Origin of the sequence: Aliidongia dinghuensis (assembly GCF_014643535.1) — a bacterium.
Taxonomy (GTDB): Bacteria; Pseudomonadota; Alphaproteobacteria; order ATCC43930; family CGMCC-115725; genus Aliidongia; species Aliidongia dinghuensis.
In genome coordinates this window covers 108706-128972 of the sequence record NZ_BMJQ01000011.1, presented here as the reverse complement: position 1 = coordinate 128972, position 20267 = coordinate 108706, and the positions used below count along the sequence as shown (strand labels likewise).

The 20267-nt window shown below is 68.1% G+C and carries 15 protein-coding genes; 8 read left to right on the top strand and 7 right to left on the bottom strand.

Translation table 11 applies throughout. The features are described from left to right. The first annotated feature begins 138 nt into the window (after positions 1-138). Positions 139-4929, top strand: coding sequence for an NAD-glutamate dehydrogenase (locus IEY58_RS20830; RefSeq protein ID WP_189049344.1), 4791 nt, complete (start codon positions 139-141; stop codon positions 4927-4929). Between the two features lie 124 nt (positions 4930-5053). Here the strand turns inward: IEY58_RS20830 and IEY58_RS20825 are convergent, their stop codons facing one another. Further along, positions 5054-6613, bottom strand: coding sequence for an MFS transporter (locus tag IEY58_RS20825; protein WP_189049342.1), 1560 nt, complete (start codon positions 6611-6613; stop codon positions 5054-5056). A gap of 155 nt (positions 6614-6768) precedes the next feature. Between IEY58_RS20825 and IEY58_RS20820 the strand changes: the two genes are divergently transcribed. Together IEY58_RS20820 and IEY58_RS20815 are read left to right on the top strand one after the other, a co-directional pair. Next, positions 6769-7695, top strand: a complete 927-nt coding sequence (locus tag IEY58_RS20820) for a LysR family transcriptional regulator (protein WP_189049340.1) — start codon at positions 6769-6771, stop codon at positions 7693-7695. Positions 7696-7902: 207 nt separating this feature from the next. Further along, positions 7903-8097, top strand: coding sequence for a hypothetical protein (locus IEY58_RS20815; protein ID WP_189049338.1), 195 nt, complete (start codon positions 7903-7905; stop codon positions 8095-8097). A gap of 63 nt (positions 8098-8160) precedes the next feature. Here IEY58_RS20815 and IEY58_RS20810 read toward each other — a convergent pair whose 3' ends face one another. Then, the gene (locus tag IEY58_RS20810; protein WP_189049336.1) at positions 8161-8943 is read right to left on the bottom strand and encodes a transporter substrate-binding domain-containing protein; all 783 of its coding nucleotides are present in this window, start codon (positions 8941-8943) and stop codon (positions 8161-8163) included. A gap of 132 nt (positions 8944-9075) precedes the next feature. Here IEY58_RS20810 and IEY58_RS20805 point away from each other — a divergent pair, with 132 nt between their 5' ends. Beyond that, positions 9076-9273, top strand: a complete 198-nt coding sequence (locus tag IEY58_RS20805) for a heavy-metal-associated domain-containing protein (protein ID WP_189049334.1) — start codon at positions 9076-9078, stop codon at positions 9271-9273. 72 nt (positions 9274-9345) lie between these two features. Here the strand turns inward: IEY58_RS20805 and IEY58_RS20800 are convergent, their stop codons facing one another. The 4 genes from IEY58_RS20800 to IEY58_RS20785 all read right to left on the bottom strand — a co-directional run bounded on the left by IEY58_RS20800 (position 9346) and on the right by IEY58_RS20785 (position 14172). Further along, entirely contained in the window at positions 9346-9954 is a 609-nt protein-coding gene (locus tag IEY58_RS20800; RefSeq protein ID WP_229743847.1) for a KpsF/GutQ family sugar-phosphate isomerase, read from the bottom strand. 8 nt (positions 9955-9962) lie between these two features. Continuing rightward, complete coding sequence (gene purH / locus IEY58_RS20795) at positions 9963-11564, bottom strand: bifunctional phosphoribosylaminoimidazolecarboxamide formyltransferase/IMP cyclohydrolase (protein WP_189049332.1); 1602 nt, start codon at positions 11562-11564, stop codon at positions 9963-9965. A gap of 127 nt (positions 11565-11691) precedes the next feature. Beyond that, complete coding sequence (locus tag IEY58_RS20790; RefSeq protein ID WP_189049330.1) at positions 11692-12699, bottom strand: MraY family glycosyltransferase; 1008 nt, start codon at positions 12697-12699, stop codon at positions 11692-11694. A 156-nt stretch (positions 12700-12855) separates the two neighbouring features. Beyond that, positions 12856-14172, bottom strand: coding sequence for an RsmB/NOP family class I SAM-dependent RNA methyltransferase (locus tag IEY58_RS20785; protein WP_189049328.1), 1317 nt, complete (start codon positions 14170-14172; stop codon positions 12856-12858). A 263-nt stretch (positions 14173-14435) separates the two neighbouring features. Here IEY58_RS20785 and IEY58_RS20780 point away from each other — a divergent pair, with 263 nt between their 5' ends. From IEY58_RS20780 to IEY58_RS20770, 3 genes are all read left to right on the top strand, one after another. Next, a complete protein-coding gene (locus IEY58_RS20780; protein WP_189049326.1) occupies positions 14436-14645 on the top strand; it encodes a succinate dehydrogenase assembly factor 4 in 210 nt (69 codons plus the stop codon). A 154-nt stretch (positions 14646-14799) separates the two neighbouring features. Beyond that, entirely contained in the window at positions 14800-15912 is a 1113-nt protein-coding gene (locus IEY58_RS20775; RefSeq protein ID WP_189049324.1) for a glycosyltransferase family 4 protein, read from the top strand. Beyond that, entirely contained in the window at positions 15909-17231 is a 1323-nt protein-coding gene (locus tag IEY58_RS20770) for a lipopolysaccharide biosynthesis protein (RefSeq protein ID WP_189049322.1), read from the top strand. Before IEY58_RS20775 ends, IEY58_RS20770 begins: the two co-directional genes overlap by 4 nt. 24 nt (positions 17232-17255) lie before the next feature. On the opposite strand, the gene acs is transcribed toward IEY58_RS20770, so the two are convergent. Further along, the gene (gene acs, locus IEY58_RS20765; RefSeq protein WP_189049320.1) at positions 17256-19193 is read right to left on the bottom strand and encodes an acetate--CoA ligase; all 1938 of its coding nucleotides are present in this window, start codon (positions 19191-19193) and stop codon (positions 17256-17258) included. Positions 19194-19506: 313 nt separating this feature from the next. Here acs and IEY58_RS20760 point away from each other — a divergent pair, with 313 nt between their 5' ends. Beyond that, the gene (locus tag IEY58_RS20760) at positions 19507-20262 is read left to right on the top strand and encodes a creatininase family protein (protein ID WP_189049318.1); all 756 of its coding nucleotides are present in this window, start codon (positions 19507-19509) and stop codon (positions 20260-20262) included. Positions 20263-20267: the final 5 nt, after the last annotated feature.

Genomic DNA, 20267 nt, shown 5'->3' with positions numbered 1-20267 from the left:
GCCGATCGCTTTGCGCATGTCGTTGTAATAGAGAAGAACGAAGAAGGCGAAGCCCCAGCGTGAACCCCGGCGTCGATCGGCGAGCACCGATCGACGCAAGAGAGGCAGCAGGCGGCGCCGACATCCGGGAGAGACCCCATGCCGCTCAATGCGGAAAACGAAAAACTGGCGCTCATCGACAAGGTCGCAGCCGCGGCCGTGAAGGCCAAGATCGACGAGCACTTCGTCCGGACCTTCTACAGGAACGTCCCGCCTGACGACATTCTGCCCCGTCCGCCGGCGGCCCTGGTCGCGGGCGCCGAGGCGCTGTGGCAGTTCATGGCCGAACGGCGTCCGGGCAAGGCCAAGATCCGCGTGCTGTCGCCCGCCGACAAGGCGAACGGCTGGACCGCCGGCCGCACCGTCGTGCAGATCGTCAACGACGACATGCCGTTCCTGGTCGACAGCGTCACCGCGTGCCTGAATGCGCTCGAGCTGGTCGTCCATCTGGTGATCCATCCGGTCATGCCCGTGCTGCGCGCCGCCGGCGGCAAGCTGATCGCGGTCGACGAGACGAACCCGGACGCGCTGTCCGAATCGGTCATGCAGATCGAGATCGCCGGCCGCATCGACGCGGAGCTCGAAAAGCGCGTCGTCGCCGACCTCGAGCGGGTGCTGGGCGACGTCCGCGCCGCCGTCGTCGACTGGGAGGCGATGAGCAAGAAGGTGGGCCACATCGCCGACGACATCGGCAATGCCTCCCTGCCCGTGCCGGCGTCCGAGGCGGTCGAGGTCTCGGCCTTCCTCACCTGGCTTACCGACCGCAACTTCACGTTCCTGGGTTATCGCGAGTACGCGATCGACAAGGACGGCATGAAGGTCGTCCCCGGCGCCGGCCGCGGCGTGCTGCGCGACGATTCCTACCTGGTGTTCGACGGGCTCCGGAACTTCACCGCGCTGTCGCCCGACGTGCAGCAGTTCCTGCGCTCGCCGCAGCTGATGCAGATCTCCAAGTCGAACCGCCGCTCGACCGTGCATCGGCCGGTGCAGTTCGACACGATCGGCATCAAGACCTTCAACGCCGAGGGCGAGGTGGTCGGCCAGAAGCTGATCGTCGGCCTGTTCACGACCGCCGCCTACGCCAAGTCGCCGCGCTCGATCCCGGTTCTGCGCCGCAAGGTCCAGCGCACCGTCGAGCGCTCGGGCTTCGCGCCGGACAGCCACGATGGCAAGGCGCTGCAGCACATCGTCGACTCGTTCCCGCGCGACGAGCTGTTCCAGATCGCGGAAACCGATCTGTTCTCGACCGCGATCGGCATCCTCAACCTGCAGGAACGCCAGCGCATCGCCGCCTTCACCCGGCGCGATCCGTTCGAGCGGTTCGTGAGCTGCCTCGTTTATGTACCGCGCGACCGGTACAACTCGGCCGTCCGCCGGCGCATGGCGCAGATCCTCGAGACCGCGTTCAACGGCAAGCTCACCTCCGACTCGGTCCAGCTCGACGAGAGCGTGCTGGCGCGCATCCATTTCATCATCAACACCAATCCCGGCCAGGTGCCGGACGTCGATCCGGCGACGCTCGAGAAGCAACTGGTCGAAGCGGGCCGCGTCTGGGCCGACAAGCTCGGCGAGGCGCTCGGCCAGTCGTACGAGGAAGGCGAGGCGCAGACGCTGCTGCGCCGCTTCGCCGACGCGTTCCCGACCAACTACACCGAGCGCTTCACGGCGCAATCGGCCGTCTATGACATCCAGGAGATCGCGACGCTCGAGGCGGGCGCCCCGGTCGCCCTGGCGCTCTACCACACGCCCGACGCCGGCCCGTCGGAGCTTCGGCTCAAGACCTTCTCGATCGGCAAGCCGATCCCACTCTCCGACGTGCTGCCCATGCTCGAGAACCTGGGCATGAAGGTGATCACGGAGAATCCGTTCCGGGTGAAGCCGCGCGACGCTGAGACCAAGTACTGGGTCCAGGAGTTCGAGCTCGTGACCCGCGGCCAGCAATCGGTCGATCTCGACGAGGTCGGTCCGCGCTTCGAAGAGGCGTTCCCCGCGGTCTATGGCGGCGCGGTCGAGGACGACGGCTTCAACCGGCTGGTCGTGCTCGCGGGCCTGGCGGCGCGCGAGATCATCGTGCTCCGGACCTATTGCAAGATCCTGCGCCAGGCCGGCTCGACCTTCAGCCAGCCCTACATGGAGGACACGCTCTCGGCCCATCCGGCGATCGCGCACAAGCTCGTCCGCCTGTTCGAGACGCAGTTCGATCCGGCGCTCAAGACCAAGAACCGCGACGCCGCCGCCGACAAGCTCGCGGCCGGGATCGAGCAGGATCTCGACCAGGTCTCGAACCTGGACGAGGACCGCATCCTCAGGAGCTTCCTGCTGCTCATCCGCAAGTCGCTCCGGACGAACTTCTACCAGCCGGGCGCGGACGGCAAACCCAAGCCCTATCTCTCGGTCAAGCTCGCGAGCCAGGAGATCGACCTCCTGCCGCAGCCGCGGCCGCTGGTCGAGATCTTCGTCTACAGCCCGCGCATGGAGGGCTGCCACCTGCGCGGCGGCCGGGTCGCGCGCGGCGGCATCCGCTGGTCCGACCGCAAGGAGGATTTCCGCACGGAGATCCTGGGCTTGATGAAGGCGCAGCAGGTCAAGAACTCGGTCATCGTGCCGGTGGGGTCCAAGGGCGGCTTCGTGGTGAAGCGGCCGGCGACCGGCGACCGCGAGGCGGTCATGGCCGAGGTCGTCGCCTGCTACAAGACGCTGATGTACGGGCTCCTCGACCTGACCGACACGATAGCGGGGCCGAACGTGGTGCCGCCGAAGAGCGTGGTCAGGCGCGACGGCGACGATCCCTATCTGGTCGTGGCCGCCGACAAGGGCACGGCCACCTTCTCCGACATCGCCAACGGCTGCGCCATCGAGTACGGCTTCTGGCTGGGCGACGCCTTCGCGTCCGGCGGCTCGATCGGCTACGACCACAAGGCCATGGGCATCACCGCCCGCGGCGCGTGGGAGGCGGTGAAGCGGCATTTCCGCGAGCTCGGCACCGACATCCAGACGACCGACTTCACCAGCGTCGGCGTCGGCGACATGGCGGGCGACGTGTTCGGCAACGGCATGCTGCTCTCCAAGCACACGCGCCTCATCGCCGCGTTCAACCACATGCACATCTTCATCGATCCGGAACCGGATGCGGCGAAGAGCTGGGTCGAGCGCAAGCGGCTGTTCGACCTGCCGCGCTCGACCTGGAACGACTATGACCGCAAGCTGCTCTCCAAAGGCGGCGCCATCTATGAGCGTTCGGCCAAGTCGCTGACACTGTCGCCCGAGGCCCAGGCACGCCTTGGACTCAAGTCCGCGGCCATCACGCCCAATGACCTCATCCGCGTGCTCCTGAAGCTGCCAGTCGACCTGCTTTGGTTCGGCGGCATCGGCACCTATGTCAAGGCGTCGACCGAGAGCCAGGCCGAAGCCGGCGACCGGGCGAACGATGCGCTCCGCATCAACGGGCGCGAGATCGTTGCCAAGGTCGTGGGCGAAGGCGCCAACCTGGCGCTGACCCAGCGCGGCCGCATCGAGTACGCGCTCGCCGGCGGCCGGCTCAACACCGACGCGATCGACAATTCGGCCGGCGTCGACACGTCGGACCACGAGGTCAACATCAAGATCGGCGCCGGCGCCATGCTGACGTCGGGCAAGCTCAAGGCCGACAAGCGCAACGCCTTCCTCGGCACCATGACCGACGAGGTGGCGGAGCTGGTGCTGGAGGACAATTACCTGCAGACCCTCGCGCTCTCGATCGCCGAGGCCGAGGCGCCGACGCTCTTGGACGAACACACGCGGCTCATGCGCTCGCTCGAGCGGGCCGGCAAGCTCGATCGCGCGATCGAGTTCCTGCCGGACGACGAGGCCTTGACCCAGCGCGCGGCGGCAAAGCGCGGCCTGACCCGGCCTGAGCTGTCCGTGCTCATGGCCTATGCCAAGAACGCGATCTATGCCGAGCTCCTGACCACCGACCTGCCGGACGAGCCGGAGCTGGAGGAGGAGCTCCTCGGCTACTTCCCGCGCCAGATGGTCCAGCTGTCGAAAGCGGACTTGAAGGCGCACCGCCTCCGGCGCGAGATCGTGGCGACGGTCGTGACCAACGCCATGATCAACCGCCTCGGCCCGAGCTTCGTCAGCGAGATGCAGTCGAAGACCGGCCGCTCGACCGAGGAGGTGACGCGCGCCTATCGCATCACCCGCGTCATCTTCGACCTGCCGAGCCTGTGGCGGTCGATCGAGGCGCTCGACAACGTCATCCCGGCGGCGGTGCAGACCAAGCTGTTCCTGGCCGTGCGCACGGTCGCCGAGCAGTCGGCGCGCTGGTTCCTGCAGTCGGGTCAGAACCTGAGTGTCACGCCGCGCATCAAGGAGTTCGGGCCGGGCATCAAGGCGCTGGCAGCGAAGCTGGTCTCGCTCCTGCCCGAGAGCGAGCGGGCGGCACACGAGGCGCGCGTCGCGGCCTATGTCGCGCAAGGTGTTCCGACCGAGCTGGCCGAGCGCGTCGTGGCGCTCGACAGCCTGTCGGCCGCCATGGACATCGTGCGCATCGATGAGGGCACCAAGCTCGACATCGTCGAACTCGGCCGGCTCTATTTCGCGACCGGAGCCCGGCTAGGCTTGGCCACGCTGCGTGAAAAGGCTCACGCGCTACCGGCGGCAACCCCATGGCAGCGGCTTGCGATCGGCGCGCTGGCCGACGATTTCTCGGCGATGCAGCGCGAGATCGTGGGCCACGTCCTGGCCGAGAGCGACGGCGCCGTCGCGGGCCGGCTCGAGGCTTGGACCGGCCGCCGTGCCGACGCGATGGGCAAGGTGCAGGAGATGGTCGCCGACGTCACCCGCATCTCGCCGCCCGACCTCGCCATGCTGACCGTGGTCGGCCGGCAATTGCGCGCGCTGACTGTCTGACCTGGAGCCGGATCGGAATGAGTGGAATCGCCTGGCGATCCACTCATTCCGTGAATCCGTCTCTAATCAAATAACGAGAGCGCAAGGAGGCGCCCGGCGGGGAAATCCGCCGGGCGTTTGGGGCTCAGGCCTCATCGGGCGCCAGGGCCGCAGTCTCGGCGTCGGGCCGCGCCGCGCCGTGCCCCGGAAAGCCATGCCCCAGAAAGCCGTGCCCCAGAAACAGGAATACGACGATCGCCGTCACGACCGTGACGACGGCGAGCAGAAGCAGCAATGTCCCGAAGGCCGCGCCATAGGCATGAACCAGCGCCGAACGATCGGCTGCGGGAAAGGCTGATGCGGCATCGGCCAGATCGCCGGTAACGAGCCGTTGCGCCGCCCTGGCCGCGACGGCGCCTGGCCCGGCCAGACGCGCGGCGGTCAGGGCCGACAGGACCGCGCTGACGACGGCGAGCGCCACCCCTTCGCCCGCGACGCGCGTCGTGCTGAAGATGCCGGCCGCCATGCCCGCCCGTTCCTTGGGCACGACGCTGACCGCAAGCCCATCCATCAGGCCCCATGGCAAGCCGATGCCCGTGCCGATCACCGATAGGGGCGCCACCATCGCCGACGCGGTGCTGCTCATCGGAACGCGGCTCAGCCAATAGAGGCCGGCGGCCGAGACAAGGAGACCGGCGCCGCAGATCGTGGCCGGCGCCAAGCATCGCGTAAGCAGGCCTGCGGCGATCGGCAGGATGAGCAGCGGGGCCGACAGCGCAATCATCAATCGACCGGCGGCGACCTCGCTCATGCCCTCGATGCCGACGAAGCGAACGGGCAGCAGGACGAGCAAGACGACGAACGCATAGGCAGGCGCCGCCGCCAGCAATTGCACACCGACAAAGCGCGGATAGCGGAACAGCGAAAGATCGAGCATGGGCCGGGCGACGCGCCGCTCGACGACGGCAAAGGCCGCGAACAGCAGAGCAGCGCCCGTCAGGAGACCGATGACGAGCGGGCTGCCCCACCCGCTCTCCGGCGCCGCCAGCACACCATAGGTGAAAAGGGCCAGCGCCCCCGTGAAGCTCGACGCTCCCGGCCAGTCGAGGCCGGCGGCGTCGGGATCGCGAGACTCGCGCAAGCTGCGCAGCCCCAAGACGAAAGCCAGCAGCACCAGAACGACGACGAGCAGGAAGATCGAGGGCCAGCCGAACAGGTCGATCATCATGCCCGACGTGATCGGACCAAAGGCAAGGCCGGTGCCGAAGCTCGTGCCGACGACGCTGAAGGCGCGGACGCGGGACGGTCCGTCAAACTCCTGAGCCAGAACCGCCATCCCGCCGGACAGGGCGGCAGCGGCCGCCATGCCCTGGGCGGCTCTCAGCAGATCGAACGAGAGGATCGTCGGCGCGAAGGGGAGCCCGGCCGAGACGACGGCGAAGGCCGCCGTCCCGGCGAGGAAGATGCGTTTGCGCCCATAACCGTCCGCGAGCGCACCGGCCGCCATCAGGCTGCTGCCGAACGTCAGCATGAAGGCGTTCGTCACCCAATTGAGGGTCATGGGGGTGCCGCCGAGCGTTCGGCCGATGGCCGGCAGAGCCACGGCGGCGCCGGTGAAGGTCAGCGGCATCGCGGCGGCGGCAAGGCACACGGCCAGAAGGATGAGCGCTTTTCTCGCTGCGCTCGGTATCGTTGTGTCGGTCATGAAATCCGTGGAGCCGGGGATGCGAGGGCGACAAATGGAGGCCACAGGGGTGGCGCCGCCTCTGGTCGCGGAAAGAAGATAGATCTGCGATAATCGATGGAGAACCGGGGCGATTATCCGCACATACCGGAATTAAATGCTCGAATGGGATCGCGATGGATCGATTGAATGGCCTGACCGCGTTCGTGCGCGCTGCCGATCTCGGCAGCTTCGTCGCGGCCGGCCGCTCCCTTGGCCTTTCGGCCTCGGCCATCGGCAAGGCGGTTGCGAAGCTCGAGGACCAGTTGGGCGTGCGCTTGTTCCAGCGCTCGACGCGCAGCCTCAGGCTGACCGAGGAAGGCCGCCTGTTTCACGAGCGTTGCCGGCACATCCTCGATGAGCTCGACGATGCCCAGATCGAGCTCGCCCGGACGCGGGAGGCGCCGCGCGGACGGCTGCGGGTCAGCGCGCCGCTCGTCAGCTATCACCTGTTGTTGCCGGTCCTGCCGGCGTTCATGGAGCGATACCCGGCGATCGAACTCGATCTGGATTTCAACGACCGCATCGTCGATCTCATCGACGATGGCGTCGACGTGGCGATCCGCAGCGGCGACTTGCCGGATTCGCGGCTGATGGCCCGCGCACTGCGCCCGTTCCGGCTGCTGCTTTGCGCGGCACCGGCGTATCTCGATCGCTGGGGCACGCCCCAGTCGCCCCGCGATCTCGACCGGCATCTTGCCATCCGCTTCCGCTTTCCCAACAGCGGGAAGCTTCAGGAATGGCCCCTGACACTCACACCAGGCGAACCGGAACTGCGCCCCCGCACGATCGTCACCTGCAACAACATGGAAGCGCTACGGGGTGCCACGATCCGCGGGCTCGGCATCGGATGCCTGCCGGATTTCCTGGCGCGCGAGCCCCTGGAGACGGGAGCACTCCGCACGCTGCTCGACGACTATCTCGACAGCCCCGGCCAGTTTCGCCTGCTCTGGCCATCGAGCCGGCATCTCTCGCCCAAGGTCCGCGTCTTCGTCGACTTCGTCAGCGAGCGGCTCTTTGCGTCCAGTTGCTATGTCCCGCCCGAGGCTCCGGCGGCGGGTTGATCGCGGCGAGCTTCAGGGCGTTACGTCGGCAGCCGCGCGCACTTAGGATCCGATCTTCGAGCCGAAACAAAACATTCAAACCGCCACCATCGAACATCGAGCAAATCCCTATGTGATTGCAACCACGGAACCTTTATGCTCTGGAGTTGTTCGCGTTGCGCTATCCCGGTAGGGACGCCTGCCCAAGACGAAGAAGGATGGACGATCATGAATGTTCGCGTACCCCTCCTCGCCGCCTCCCTTCTCCTGCCTCTCGCCATCGGCGGCTGCGCCCCTGCGGGCACTGTGATGCTGCCGCCCGGTGTCTGTAACCCGAGCGGTGCCGCCGTGATGTTCGGTTATCCGGACAAGACCGGACAAGTCGACACCACCCGCTACTCCACGGCGAACTGCAAGAAGTAACGCCGTCTTTCCCAAGAACGACGACGCAGGCACGCTTCGGCCGGCACCCGGCCGGAGCGTGCCTTATTGCATGGCCGCGTCGTAGGTCTTCTGCCATTTGCCGGACGCGATCGCCTGCCACATCCAGCCGTCGACCACGGCATGGAGGTCCTTGTCCTTGCGCAGGAGATAGGCGTCCTCGAAATGGGTGAAGGGGGCCGTGACCGCGGCCGGGCATAGCACGCCCGGATGCAGCTTCGACTGCAGGTCGACCTCGACGCCATCGGTCACCATGACGTCGGCCTTGTTGTCGACGATCTGGTCGAAGATCGTCTTGTTGTCGGGCCAGACCGCGATCTGCGCCTTGGTGAAATGCTCGTGGGCGAACTTGTCGTTGGTGCCGCCGGGGTTGGTCACGACCCGCGTCGCCGGCACGTCGATCGCATCCAAGCTCGTGTATTTGCTCTTGTCGGCGCAGCGCACGATCGGCCGCTTGCCGTCCGACACGTTCGGGATCGAGAAGTCGCCGGCGGCGGCGCGGTCAGGATTGACGGTAATGCCGCCCAGCGCCACGTCGAACTTGCCGGCCTTGAAGTCGTCGAGCAGCGTCTTCCAGGTCGTGGGCACGAATTCCGGCCTGACGCCCAGCGTCGCCGCCAAGTCCTTCGCCATCTCGATGTCGGCACCGGTGAGCGTGCCGTCCGGCGTCTTGAAGCTGAACGGCTTGTAGTCGCCGGTCGTGCCGATCCGGAGCACCCCCGCCTGCTGGATCTGCAGGAGCACGCTCGGCTCCGCAGGCTTCTTGCCCTGCCCCGAAGCGGCCAAGGCCGCCGCCAGCACCACGCCTGTCACTGCGAACTTCAACATGGAATGCCCCCCGGATGTGCTTCTTCCCCGGGGGCGAGCCTAGCACGAAATTCGCGCTGGAAAATCACGGGCCGGTCTCTTGACCTTCCCACCGTGGCAAGCCCCATCTGTCTGGCGAAAGGGAGTTTTGCCATGCAGTCTTTCACCGTGACCGGCATGACCTGCGGCCATTGCGTCCGTGCCGTGACCGAGGCCATCACCCGGCTCGATGCGGCGGCCACCGTCCGGGTCGACCTGGCGGCCGGCCGCGTCGAGACCGACAGCCGGCTGCCGCGCGCCGCACTCGCCGGCGCCATTGCCGAGGAAGGCTACGACGTGGCGTCCGCCTGATCCGCAACCAAAGACAAAACGATGATCGTTTCTACATCGAAACGATCATCGTTCATCATTCGTATCCCCGCCCTACTCGACGTCGTTGGCGAGCCGTGCCTTGTGGCCGAGATAGCCGCCGTGATGGCGCAGGCCATAGTCGCGGCGGGTGATGCCCTTCAATTCCATGAGCGTGAGCGCCAGCGCATCGCCGATCGCCGACATCGCCGCCATGCTGGCGGACGGCGTCAGTCCGAGCGGGCACGGCTCCTCGATCACGCCCATGTCGAGCACGACGTCGGACAGGCGCCGGAGCTCGCTTTCGGGATGGGACGTGATGCAGATGACGCGCGCGCTCGTCAGATGCCGCGACAGCTCGACGAGCTCGACGATCTCGAGCGTCTTGCCGCTGGTCGAGAAGGCGACGATGCAGTCGCCCTCCGCGATCAGGCCCAGGTCGCCGTGCGCCGCTTCCGCCGGATGGATGAACACAGCCGGCGTGCCGGTCGAGCTCAAGGTCGCGGCAAACTTGCGCGCCAGGAACCCGGCCTTGCCCATGCCGGTCGTGACGACCTTACCGGCGCAGGTGAGCAGCGTATCGATCGCCGCCTCGTAAGTGGCGTCGACCCGGATCGCCTGGATCGCCGCCGCTTCCCGTTCCAGCACAAAGCGCACCTTCGCCTGAACGTCCAACGTGCTCATGCCGCCCCTCAGTGCCGGAAGTGACGCAGGCCGGTGAAGACCATGGCGAGGCCCTTCTCGTCCGCGGCCGCAATCACCTCGGCGTCGCGCTTGGAACCGCCGGGCTGGATCACCGCCGTGGCGCCGGCCTCGGCCGCGGCGAGCAAGCCGTCGGCGAACGGGAAGAATGCGTCGGACGCCACCACCGAGCCGATCGCCGGGCTCTTGGCGCCCTTGTCGCCGCCCGCCGCGGCGACGCCGGCCTCCGCCGCCTTCCAGGCCGCAATACGCGAGCTGTCGACCCGGCTCATCTGGCCGGCACCGATGCCGACCGTCGCCCCGCCCTTGGCATAGACGATGGCGTTCGACTTCACATGCTTCGCGACGCGGAACGCGAACAGCAGGTCGGCCATCTCGGCCGCGGTCGGCGCGCGCTTGGTCACGACCTGCAGCGAGCTCTCGCTCACCCGGCCAGCGTCGCGGTTCTGCATGAGGAAGCCGCCCGAGAGCGAGCGGAAGGTCATGCCGCCCGCTGCCGGATCCGGCATGCCGCCGGTCGCGAGCAGGCGCAGCTGGGTCTTGCGCGCCAGGATCTCGCGGGCCTCGTCATCGACCGCGGGGGCGATGACGACTTCGGCGAAGAGGGCCGCCACCGCCTCCGCCGTCGCCGCGTCGAGCGCCCGGTTGACCGCAATGATGCCGCCGAAGGCGCTGACCGGATCGCAGGCGAGCGCCTTCTTGTAGGCGTCGAGCAGGTCGGTGCCGAGCGCCACACCGCACGGGTTGGCGTGCTTGATGATGGCAACCGCCGGCTCGGCGAACTCGGCCACCGCCTCGAAGGCGGCGTCCGTGTCGTTGAGGTTGTTGTAGCTGAGCTCCTTGCCCTGCAGCTGGGTCGCGGTCGCGACACCCGGCCGCGTGTCCTTGGCGATGGCATAGAACGCCGCTTCCTGGTGCGGATTCTCGCCGTAGCGCAGGAGCTGCTTGCGCTTGCCGGCGATCGACAGTGTCTCCGGGAAGGTCTCGCCGCGCTCCTCCGCCATCCAGGCGGCGATGGCGGCGTCATAGGCCGAAGTCCGGGCATAGGCCATGCCGGCGAGCTTGCGCCGGGTCTTGAGCGTGGTGGCGCCGCCGTTCGCGGCCAGATCGGCCAGCACGGTCTCGTAGTCCGCCGGATCGGTCACGACCGTCACGAAATCATGGTTCTTGGCGGCACCGCGGATCAGCGACGGCCCGCCGATGTCGATCTTCTCGATGCAGTCTTCCCAGCTGGCGCCGCTCGCGACCGTCGCCTCGAACGGATAGAGGTTGCAGACGACCAGGTCGATCTCGCTGATATCGTGCTTGGCGAGCGCGTCGCGGTGCGCAGTCAGGTCACGCCGCGCGAGGATGCCGCCGTGGATCGCCGGGTGCAGCGTCTTGACCCGGCCGTCGAGCATTTCCGGGAAGCCCGTGACGCTTGCGACGTCGGTGACCGCGAGCCCCGCGTCGGCGAGCGCCTTCGACGAGCCGCCGGTCGAGATCAGAACGACCCCGCGCTCGGCGAGCGCGCGCGCAAAGGGCAGAAGGCCGGTCTTGTCGTAAACGGAGATCAGCGCCCGACGGATCGGGCGATCGAATTGACTGGTCATAGGCGGGCGTCCGGGTTTGCTGCCAAACGAAGGCGGGACCATAGGGCCGCCTGCCGGTCCGATCAAGCGTACCCGGTGACGCTCAGACCAGGGATGCTTTGGCCTGGGATGCTTTGGCCTGGAATGCTCAGGCCTCCGAGGTCACCGCGTCGCGCCGGCCCAGTTCCCACAGAAGCGTGCCGACGACGACGATCGCGAGGATCGTCGCAATCCACGGCCAGTCGAGCCCGAGCACGGCGAGGCCGACCAGGAGGAGGTCGGCCGCCAGGATGCGCAGCACGACGGCGCCGTGACCGAGGCCGCTCTGCACGGCGCGCTGATAGAAATGCTCGCGATGGGCATGCCAGATCCGCTCGAACCGCACCGCGCGGCGCAGGAGCGTGATCGTCGCATCGACCAGGTAATAGAGCGGCAGGATCAGGGCCGGCGCCCAATGGCCGTCGCCGGCCATGCTCAGCATCAGCCAGCCGATGAGATAGCCCAAGGGGATCGAGCCGACGTCACCCATGAAGAGCTTGGCCGGCGCCCAGTTCCAGGCGAGGAAGCCCAGCGCCGCGGCACCGAGCGCCAGGCCCAGCGGCAAGGCGCCGCTGTTCGGATCGGACGAGACGAAGGCGACGAGCGCCGCACCGAAGCCGATCGCGGCCGTCTGCCCTCCGGTGATGCCGTCGATGCCGTCCATGAAGTTGAACAGGTTGACGAACCAGAGCCAGATGAGCGCCGTCGCCGCGTAGTCGAGCACGGGCGGCAGCAGGCCCTGGAACACGTGGCCTGCCCCGCGCACGAACAGGAGCCCGAACAGGATCGCCACGAACTGGGCGCCGAAGCGCTGCAGCACCGGCAGGCCGCCGCGGTCGTCGCGCCAGCACAGCATCGCGAGCGCGACGGCAACCGCGATCACCGGCAGGGTCGAAAGCGGCGCCAGACCGAGCGCCGCCAGGCCCGCCCAGGCCACCGCCAGGATCGGCACCAGGGCGAGGCCGCCGCCGCGCGGTGTCGGGTTCGTATGGCTCGAGCGATGATTGGGCTCATCCAGGATCTGGCGGTGCTTCAGCCACCACAGCACGCCGCCGGTCGCGACCAGGCTCACCACGAAGCACAGAAACGTGAGTTCGGCGACCACGGTGAAGGACATGAACGATCCTGATCGAAAGCAAATGCCGGCGGTGAGGTAACAGGGACGCCGGTCCGGGGCAAGGCCTGCGGGCCATGATCCAAACAAACAGGCGATCCAAATGAAAGGGCCCCGTCCTGCAGGGGACGGGGCCCTCGATCGGCCGAAGCCGATGGATCAGGCGGTACGGACGAGCCGACCGGCAAAGAAGCCGTCGATGCCGTCGTACTCGGCGAGATGGCACGGCAGCGTGCGCACGTCGCCATCCGGCGTCAGGATCTCGGCCAGACCGCCAACCTCGTCGGCCGTCACCGGCTTGCGCTCGATCGGCAGGCCCTTGGCCAGCAGCTTCTTCACCTGCTGCGGCCCTTCCTCGGGCTCGAGCGAGCAGGTGCAATAGACCAGCACCCCGCCCGGCTCCAGCATGTCGACCGCCGCCGTCAGCAGCCGCTCCTGCACGGCCGCGAGCCGCGCCACGTCGTCGGGCGTCTTCAGATGCGGCACGTCCGGATGCCGGCGGATGGCGCCGGTCGCGGTGCAGGGCGCATCGAGCAGCACGCCCCAGACCTTTTCCGGCGGCCGCCAGCTGACCGCGTCGGCGCTGAAGGTCTCGACCTTGAGCGACAGGCGATGCAGGTTGTTGACCATGCGGTCGAGCCGGCGCGGCGACCGGTCGATCGCCGTGACGTTGGCCCCGGCCGCAACGAGCTGTGCGGTCTTGCCGCCGGGGGCGGCGCAGAGATCGACCATGCGGCGGCCGGAAATCTCGCCGAACAGCTTCGCAGGAATGGCCGCGGCCGCGTCCTGGACCCACCAGGCGCCCTCGCTGTAGCCGGGCAGGTTGGCGATGGCGCCGCCGGCGGCCCGGCGCAGCGTCCCGGTCGGCAGCAGGGTCGCGTCCAGCCGATCAGCCCAGCCGGCGCGATCGAGCCGCGCCGTGATATCGAGCGGCGCCTCACGCAGGTGCACCTCGGCGATCCTGCGCGCGGTGTCCTCGCCATAGGCGTCCGACCAGGCCTGCCACAGCCACTTCGGCGTATTGAGGCGCGGCGCGTCCTGGAGCGCCACCAGGCCGGGGCCATCCTGGGACAGACGGCGCAGCACCGCGTTCACCAGGCCTTTATGCGTCATGAAGCCGCGCGCGTCGGCCAGATCGACCGTCGTCGCGACCGCGGCATGGGCCGGCGTGCGCAGAAACAGGAGCTGAGCGATGCCGAGCCGCAGCATGTCGTGGACCTGCGCCGCGCGCGGCGGCAACGGGGTCGCGAGGCAATGGCTGATAAGCGCGTCGATCTGGCCCAGCCGGCGCAGCACAGTCGCAACCAGGAGACGAGCGAACGCTCGATCTCGGACCGACAGACTGGGCAGATCGGGGGCCTCGTCGATCGCGTCGTCCAGCGGCCGACGCCGGCGCAGGACCGCGCCGAGCAAATCCACGGCGACGCCGCGGGCTGTAGGAACGGGGGTGGAGGTCAGCAAAGTACTATCTGCCATCTTATCCTGAACGCGCCAAATCAGCTGGCAAACACGCGGAACGAGCAAGGGTTCCGCCCGGGTTTGGAAAAATCTTCTCGTCCGCTGGCCGTAAGCCTACCGCATCGACGAACGCGCGGCATCATGCCTGCGCGCGTTTTTTCCGGCAAATTCAACGCTTCCCTCACTGGTTGCACGTCCCATTCCCGCGATGCCGAACAGACCGGCCGCGCGAGCGCTTGTTAGACCCTTGGCGAAGCGGTTTTGCTAGTCATATATGGAGCATGACCGACAAGACCACCCGCCCCGCGCCCGTTCCGGCGACCCCCGGCCCGACGATCAAACCATCCGCGACGCCTGACTCCATGACGGCCGACAAGGCGCCCGATACCGCCGCGGCCAAGCCGGCGCCCGACGAAATCGGCGGCCCCTCCGGGCCGGAGCCGACTCGCTACGGCGACTGGGAACGCGGCGGCCGCTGCAGCGATTTCTGAGCCGCGGCGGGCCGTTCGGCCGCAGCAGCCAGCACATCAGGGTTGCCCCGCCTGCAGAACCGCAATCGGCGGCTCCGAATCGACACCCCCCTGCCTCTTGCTCGTTACGGCCCGGCGGCCTATCAAGCGCGGTATCTTCCTCCACGGAGCTTCGATGCTGCGCGTCCTGTTCGACGACGAGATCTTCTCGACTCAGATCGAGGGCGGCGTGTCGCGCTATTTCACCCATCTGGTCGAAGAGCTGCCGGCGGCGGGGGCCACACCCATCCTGCCCTTTCGCCTGACTTGCAACAGGCACCTGGCACAGTCGACCGTCTTCAAAGGCTGGCGTCCGCCGCGGTTCCCCGGCTCGCGCCGGCTGATCCGGGCGATCAACCGGCCACGGAGCCGCGCAGCGATCGGTCAGGGCGGCTTCGACGTCTGGCATGCGACCTGGTACGACGGCGCGCCGGTCGCCCTCGCCCGGTCGCATCCTGGGGTCCGGATCGTGACCACGATCCACGACATGACGCCGGAGATCATGCCGGACATGGCCGTGGGCCACATCGGTAATCCGCACGCCGGCAAGCTCGCCATGGTCGAAGTGGCAGACCTCGTCGTCGCCGTCTCGGCTGCGACCAAGGCGGACCTGCTGCGCTTCTCGGACGTGCCGGCCGAGCGGGTCCGTGTCGTCCCGCTCGGCGTCGGCAACGGCCTGCTGTGGCGCCCTGACCAGGGGCGCCCCGAAGGCCTGCCAGAGCGCTTCCTGCTGTTTGTCGGCAAGCGCGGCGGCTACAAGAATTTCGCTGGCGTGGCGCCGGCGCTTTCCGCCCTGCTCCGTGCGACGCCGGACCTGCATCTCGTCTGCGTCGGCGGCGGGCCGCTCGATGCCGCGGAACGGGCGCCATTCGAGACGGCGGGCGTGTCGGACCAGGTGCGGCAGATCGCGGCCGACGACCGGACGCTCGCCTGGTGCTACGCCCACGCCGCAGTCTTCCTCTTCCCGTCTCGTTACGAAGGCTTCGGCCTGCCGATCCTGGAGGCCTTCGTGAACCGCTGCCCGGCGGTGCTGGCCGAGCGCAGCTGCTTCCCCGAGATCGGCGGCGAGGCCGCACTCTATTTCGACCCGGATCGGCCGGACGCGCTCGTCGACCTGATCGGCCGGCTGCTGGCGGCGCCCGGCGAGCGGGAACGCCTCGGGGCCTTGGGCGCGCTGCGCGCCCGCGACTTCACCTGGGCCCGGACCGCCGCCGCCCACGCCATGCTCTATCGCGAGCTCAGCGCATGACCGCCGAGCACGCCCGGCGGCGCAACCGGCGCATGCTCTGGTCCATGCTCGCCGGCTTCCCGGTGCGCATGCTGCAGATCGTGAGCGGCCTCCTGATCGTGCCGCTCGCCTATCGCTACCTCGGCGCCGAGCGATACGGGCTCTGGGCCGCGGTGACGGCGATCGGCCAGATGGTGCCGCTCGCCGATCTCGGCATCGGCAACGGCCTCATCACCGCGATCTCGGCCGCGACCGGGCGCGAGGAACCGGAGCGTATCCGCAGCGCCGTCTCGACCGCCATGCTGATCGTCGGCACCATCGCCGCCCTGCTGCTGGTCGTGCTCGGCCTTCTGGTGCTGTTCAGCGACTGGGCCCGGTGGCTGAACGTCGCCGGGACGGACGCCGCCGGCGATGCCCGCCCGGCCGGCGCCGTCTGCGTGCTGATGGCGCTGCTGACGCTGCCGGTCGGCCTCGCCGCCAAGATCCGCATCGGCCTGCAGGAGACGTTCCGCAACAGTGTGTGGGACGCGTCCGGGGTCGTCGTGACACTCGGCCTGTTCGTGGCCGCGACCCGGCTCGACGCCGGCATGGCGGTGCTCGCGGTGGCGCTCGGCACCGGCCCGCTGCTGGCGGCATGCTGCAACGGCATCGAGCTCTGGCGCCGCCGGAACCTGACACCGCGCTGGGTGGCGATCGATTTCACCGGCTTCCGGCCGGTCGCCCGGCTGGGCCTGCTCTATTTCGCGCTCGCCTGCTCCGCAGCGCTGGCGACGGCGGCCGACAACGTGATCGCCATCCGCTTGCTCGGCGCCGAGAGTGCCGCCGCGGTCGGCATTGCCGGCAAGGTATTCGGCGCGTCGCAGGCGGTGGTGATCGTGGCGCTGATGCCGCTCTGGCCGGCGTTCGGCGAGGCACTGGCGCGCGGTGACCACCAATGGGCGCGCCGGGCGCTCTGGCGCGCGGTCATCCTGTCCTTCTGTGTCAGCGCGGCCGGCGCCGGCGTCCTGCTGGCGATCGCCAAGCCGGCGATCCATATCTGGCTCGGCCGGAACGCGGACCTGCCGACCGGGTTGCTGCTCGCCAACGCCGCCTGGCTCGTCTCACAGAGCGTCGGCAACGTGTTCGCCATGCTGTTGAACGGCGCCGGCGTAATCCGCTTCCAGATCATCGTCTCGGTGAGCTACGCGCTCATCGCGCTGGCGCTCAAGCTCTGGCTCGCTCACGTGCTGGGCATCGCCGGCATCGTCTGGGCGACGGTCGCGAGCTACGTGCTGTTCCTGCTGCCGCTCTATGCCCGCTACGCCTGGCGGCACCTGGCAAGGATAGCCGCCGCGGGTTGAGACCGCGGCGGCCTCCGTTCCGGGTCAGCGGTTCATCCGGTTCTCGATCAGACCGTCGACCACGGCCGGATCAGCGAGCGTCGAGGTGTCGCCGAGCGAGCCCTGCTCGTTCGCCGCGATCTTGCGCAGGATGCGGCGCATGATCTTGCCGGAGCGGGTCTTGGGCAGGCCCGGCGCCCACTGGATGAGGTCCGGCGACGCAATCGGCCCGATCTCGCGCCGGACCCAGGCGACGAGCTCCTTGCGCAGCTCCTCCGTCGGCTCGACACCGGTCATCAGCGTCACATAGGCATAGATGCCCTGGCCCTTGACGTCGTGTGGATAGCCCACGACCGCGGCCTCGGCGACCATCTCGTGGGCGACGAGCGCGCTCTCGATCTCGGCCGTGCCCAAGCGATGGCCGGCAACGTTGATAACGTCGTCGACCCGGCCGGTAATCCAGTAATAGCCGTCCTCGTCGCGCCGGCAGCCGTCACCGGTGAAGTAGCGGGCGGGGTACATCGAGAAATAGGTCTCCACGAACCGCGGGTGGTCGCGGAAGATCGTGCGCATCTGGCCGGGCCAGCTGTCGGCGATGCAGAGATTGCCTTCGGTCGCCCCGGTGAGCTCCTTGCCCTCCGCATCGACGATCACCGGTTTCACGCCGAAGAATGGTTTCGTCGCCGAGCCCGGCTTGGTGGAGATGGCGCCCGGCAGCGGCGAGATCAGGATGCCGCCGGTCTCGGTCTGCCACCAGGTGTCGACGATCGGGCAGCGCCCCGCGCCGACATGCTCGTGGTACCAGAGCCAGGCCTCGGGATTGATCGGCTCCCCGACCGAGCCCAGGAGCCGGAGCGACTGGCGGCTCGTGCGCTCGAGCGGCTCCAGCCCCTCGCGCATCAGCGCGCGGATCGCCGTCGGCGCCGTGTAGAAGATCGAGACCTTGTGCTTGTCGACGACCTGCCAGAAGCGGGCGGCGTCCGGATAGTTCGGCACGCCCTCGAACATGAGCGTGGTGGCACCGTTGGCGAGCGGCCCATAGAGGATGTAGCTGTGGCCGGTAACCCAGCCGACGTCGGCCGTGCACCAGTAGACCTCGCCGTCGCGATAGTCGAAGATCTCGCGGTGGGTCAATGCCGCATAGACCAGATAGCCGCCGGTCGTGTGCAGCACGCCCTTGGGCTTGCCGGTCGAGCCCGAAGTATAGAGGATGAACAGCGGATCTTCCGCCCCCATCGGCTCCGGCGGGCAGTCGGCCGACGCCGTCGCAAGCGCCTCGTGATACCAGACGTCGCGTGAGGCATCCCAGGCAATCTGGCCGCCGGTGCGGCGCACGACCAGCACGGTCGAAACCTCCGGGCAGGACTTGAGCGCCACGTCGGCATTGGCCTTCAGGGGCACCTTGCGGCCGCCGCGCACGCCCTCGTCGGCGGTGATGAGCACGGTCGAGGACGCGTCCTGGATGCGGCCCACGAGGCTGTCGGGCGAGAAGCCGCCGAACACGACGGAATGGATGGCGCCGAGCCGCGCGCAGGCCAGCATGGCGAAGGCCGCCTCGGGGATCATCGGCAGATAGATCGTGACCCGGTCGCCCTTCTTGACGCCGCGCGCCTTCAGCACGTTCGCGAGCTTCGAGACCTGCTCATGCAGCTCGCGGTAGGTGATGTGGCGGGACTGGGCAGGATCGTCGCCTTCCCAGATGATGGCGGTCTGGTCGCCGCGCGTCGCCAGATGCCGGTCGATGCAGTTGGCCGACGCGTTCAGCACCCCGTCCTCGAACCATTTGATCGAGACGTCGCCGGTGAACTGAGTGTTCTTGACTTTGGTGAACGGCTTGATCCAGTCGACGATCTTCCCTTGCTCGGCCCAGAACGCATCCGGCTCCTCGACCGAGCGGCGATAGAGGCGCTCGTACGCGGCGGCATCGATGGTCTTGGAACCGGCGAATCCCGGCGGCACGGGGAACAGGCTCTGATCGGACATGGTAGGCTACCTTCCTCCTCGGTCATCGCGGATCGTGCTCGCGGTCCGCGTGCGGCCTTCTGACGGTCCGCAGGGTCGATACGCACATTCGCCCCCGTTGTGCGGGGGAAGTATCCGGGGATTTGCGCCTCGAAACAAGTCCCGCCCCCAAGTTTCGCAAGCAGTTACCTTACCTGGGGCAGATCCGGCGGCCTTGCGAAACGGGCTCCGGGCGACGACCTGTCGCTTGTGCCCGCCGCGCCGACGAGCAATCCTGCGCCATAATCTTGGGCGGTCGATCCCGCCCGCATCCGTTCCCTGGAGTTTCCTCTTCATGCTGCTGCAACACGCCACCTGGATCGAGGCCGAAGCCTATCTCCGCCGCTCGAACGGCATCATCATGCCGATCGGCTCGACCGAGCAGCACGGCCCCAACGGTCTCATCGGCACCGACGCGCTCTGCGCCGAGGTGATCGCCCGCGGCGTCGGCGAGGCGGCCCAAGCCTTCGTCGGCCCGACCATCGGCGTCGGCATGGCGGTGCACCACATGGGCTTCGCAGGATCGATGACGCTCCGGCCCTCGACGTTGATCCAGATCATCCACGACTACGTCTTGTCGCTCGCCCGGCACGGTTTCCGCCGCTTTTTCTTCCTGAACGGCCATGGCGGCAACATCGCGACGGTCAACGCCGCCTTCTACGAGATCTATGCCGCGGCGGAGGGTGCGCTCGGCCAAGCAGCGGTCGATCAACCGCTGCAGTGCAAGCTGGTCAATTGGTGGGACAGCCCGGCGGCGTCAGTAGTCGCCCGCGAGCTGTTCGGCGACGACGACGGCAGCCACGCGACCGCGTCTGAAGTTTCGGTTACCCAATGGGCCTTCCCGGACACAATCAAGCGCGGCGTGACGCTCGACCCGCCCCGCGCGCCTGCAGGCCGTTTCTATGGCCCGGCCGATTTCCGCAAGCGCTATCCAGACGGGCGGATCGGCTCCAACCCCGGCCTCGCCACGCCGGACAAGGGCAAGCGTCTCTACGACGCGGCCGTGCCGGATATCACCAACATGTATCGGGAATTCGTCGCGGCCGAATGAGGCCG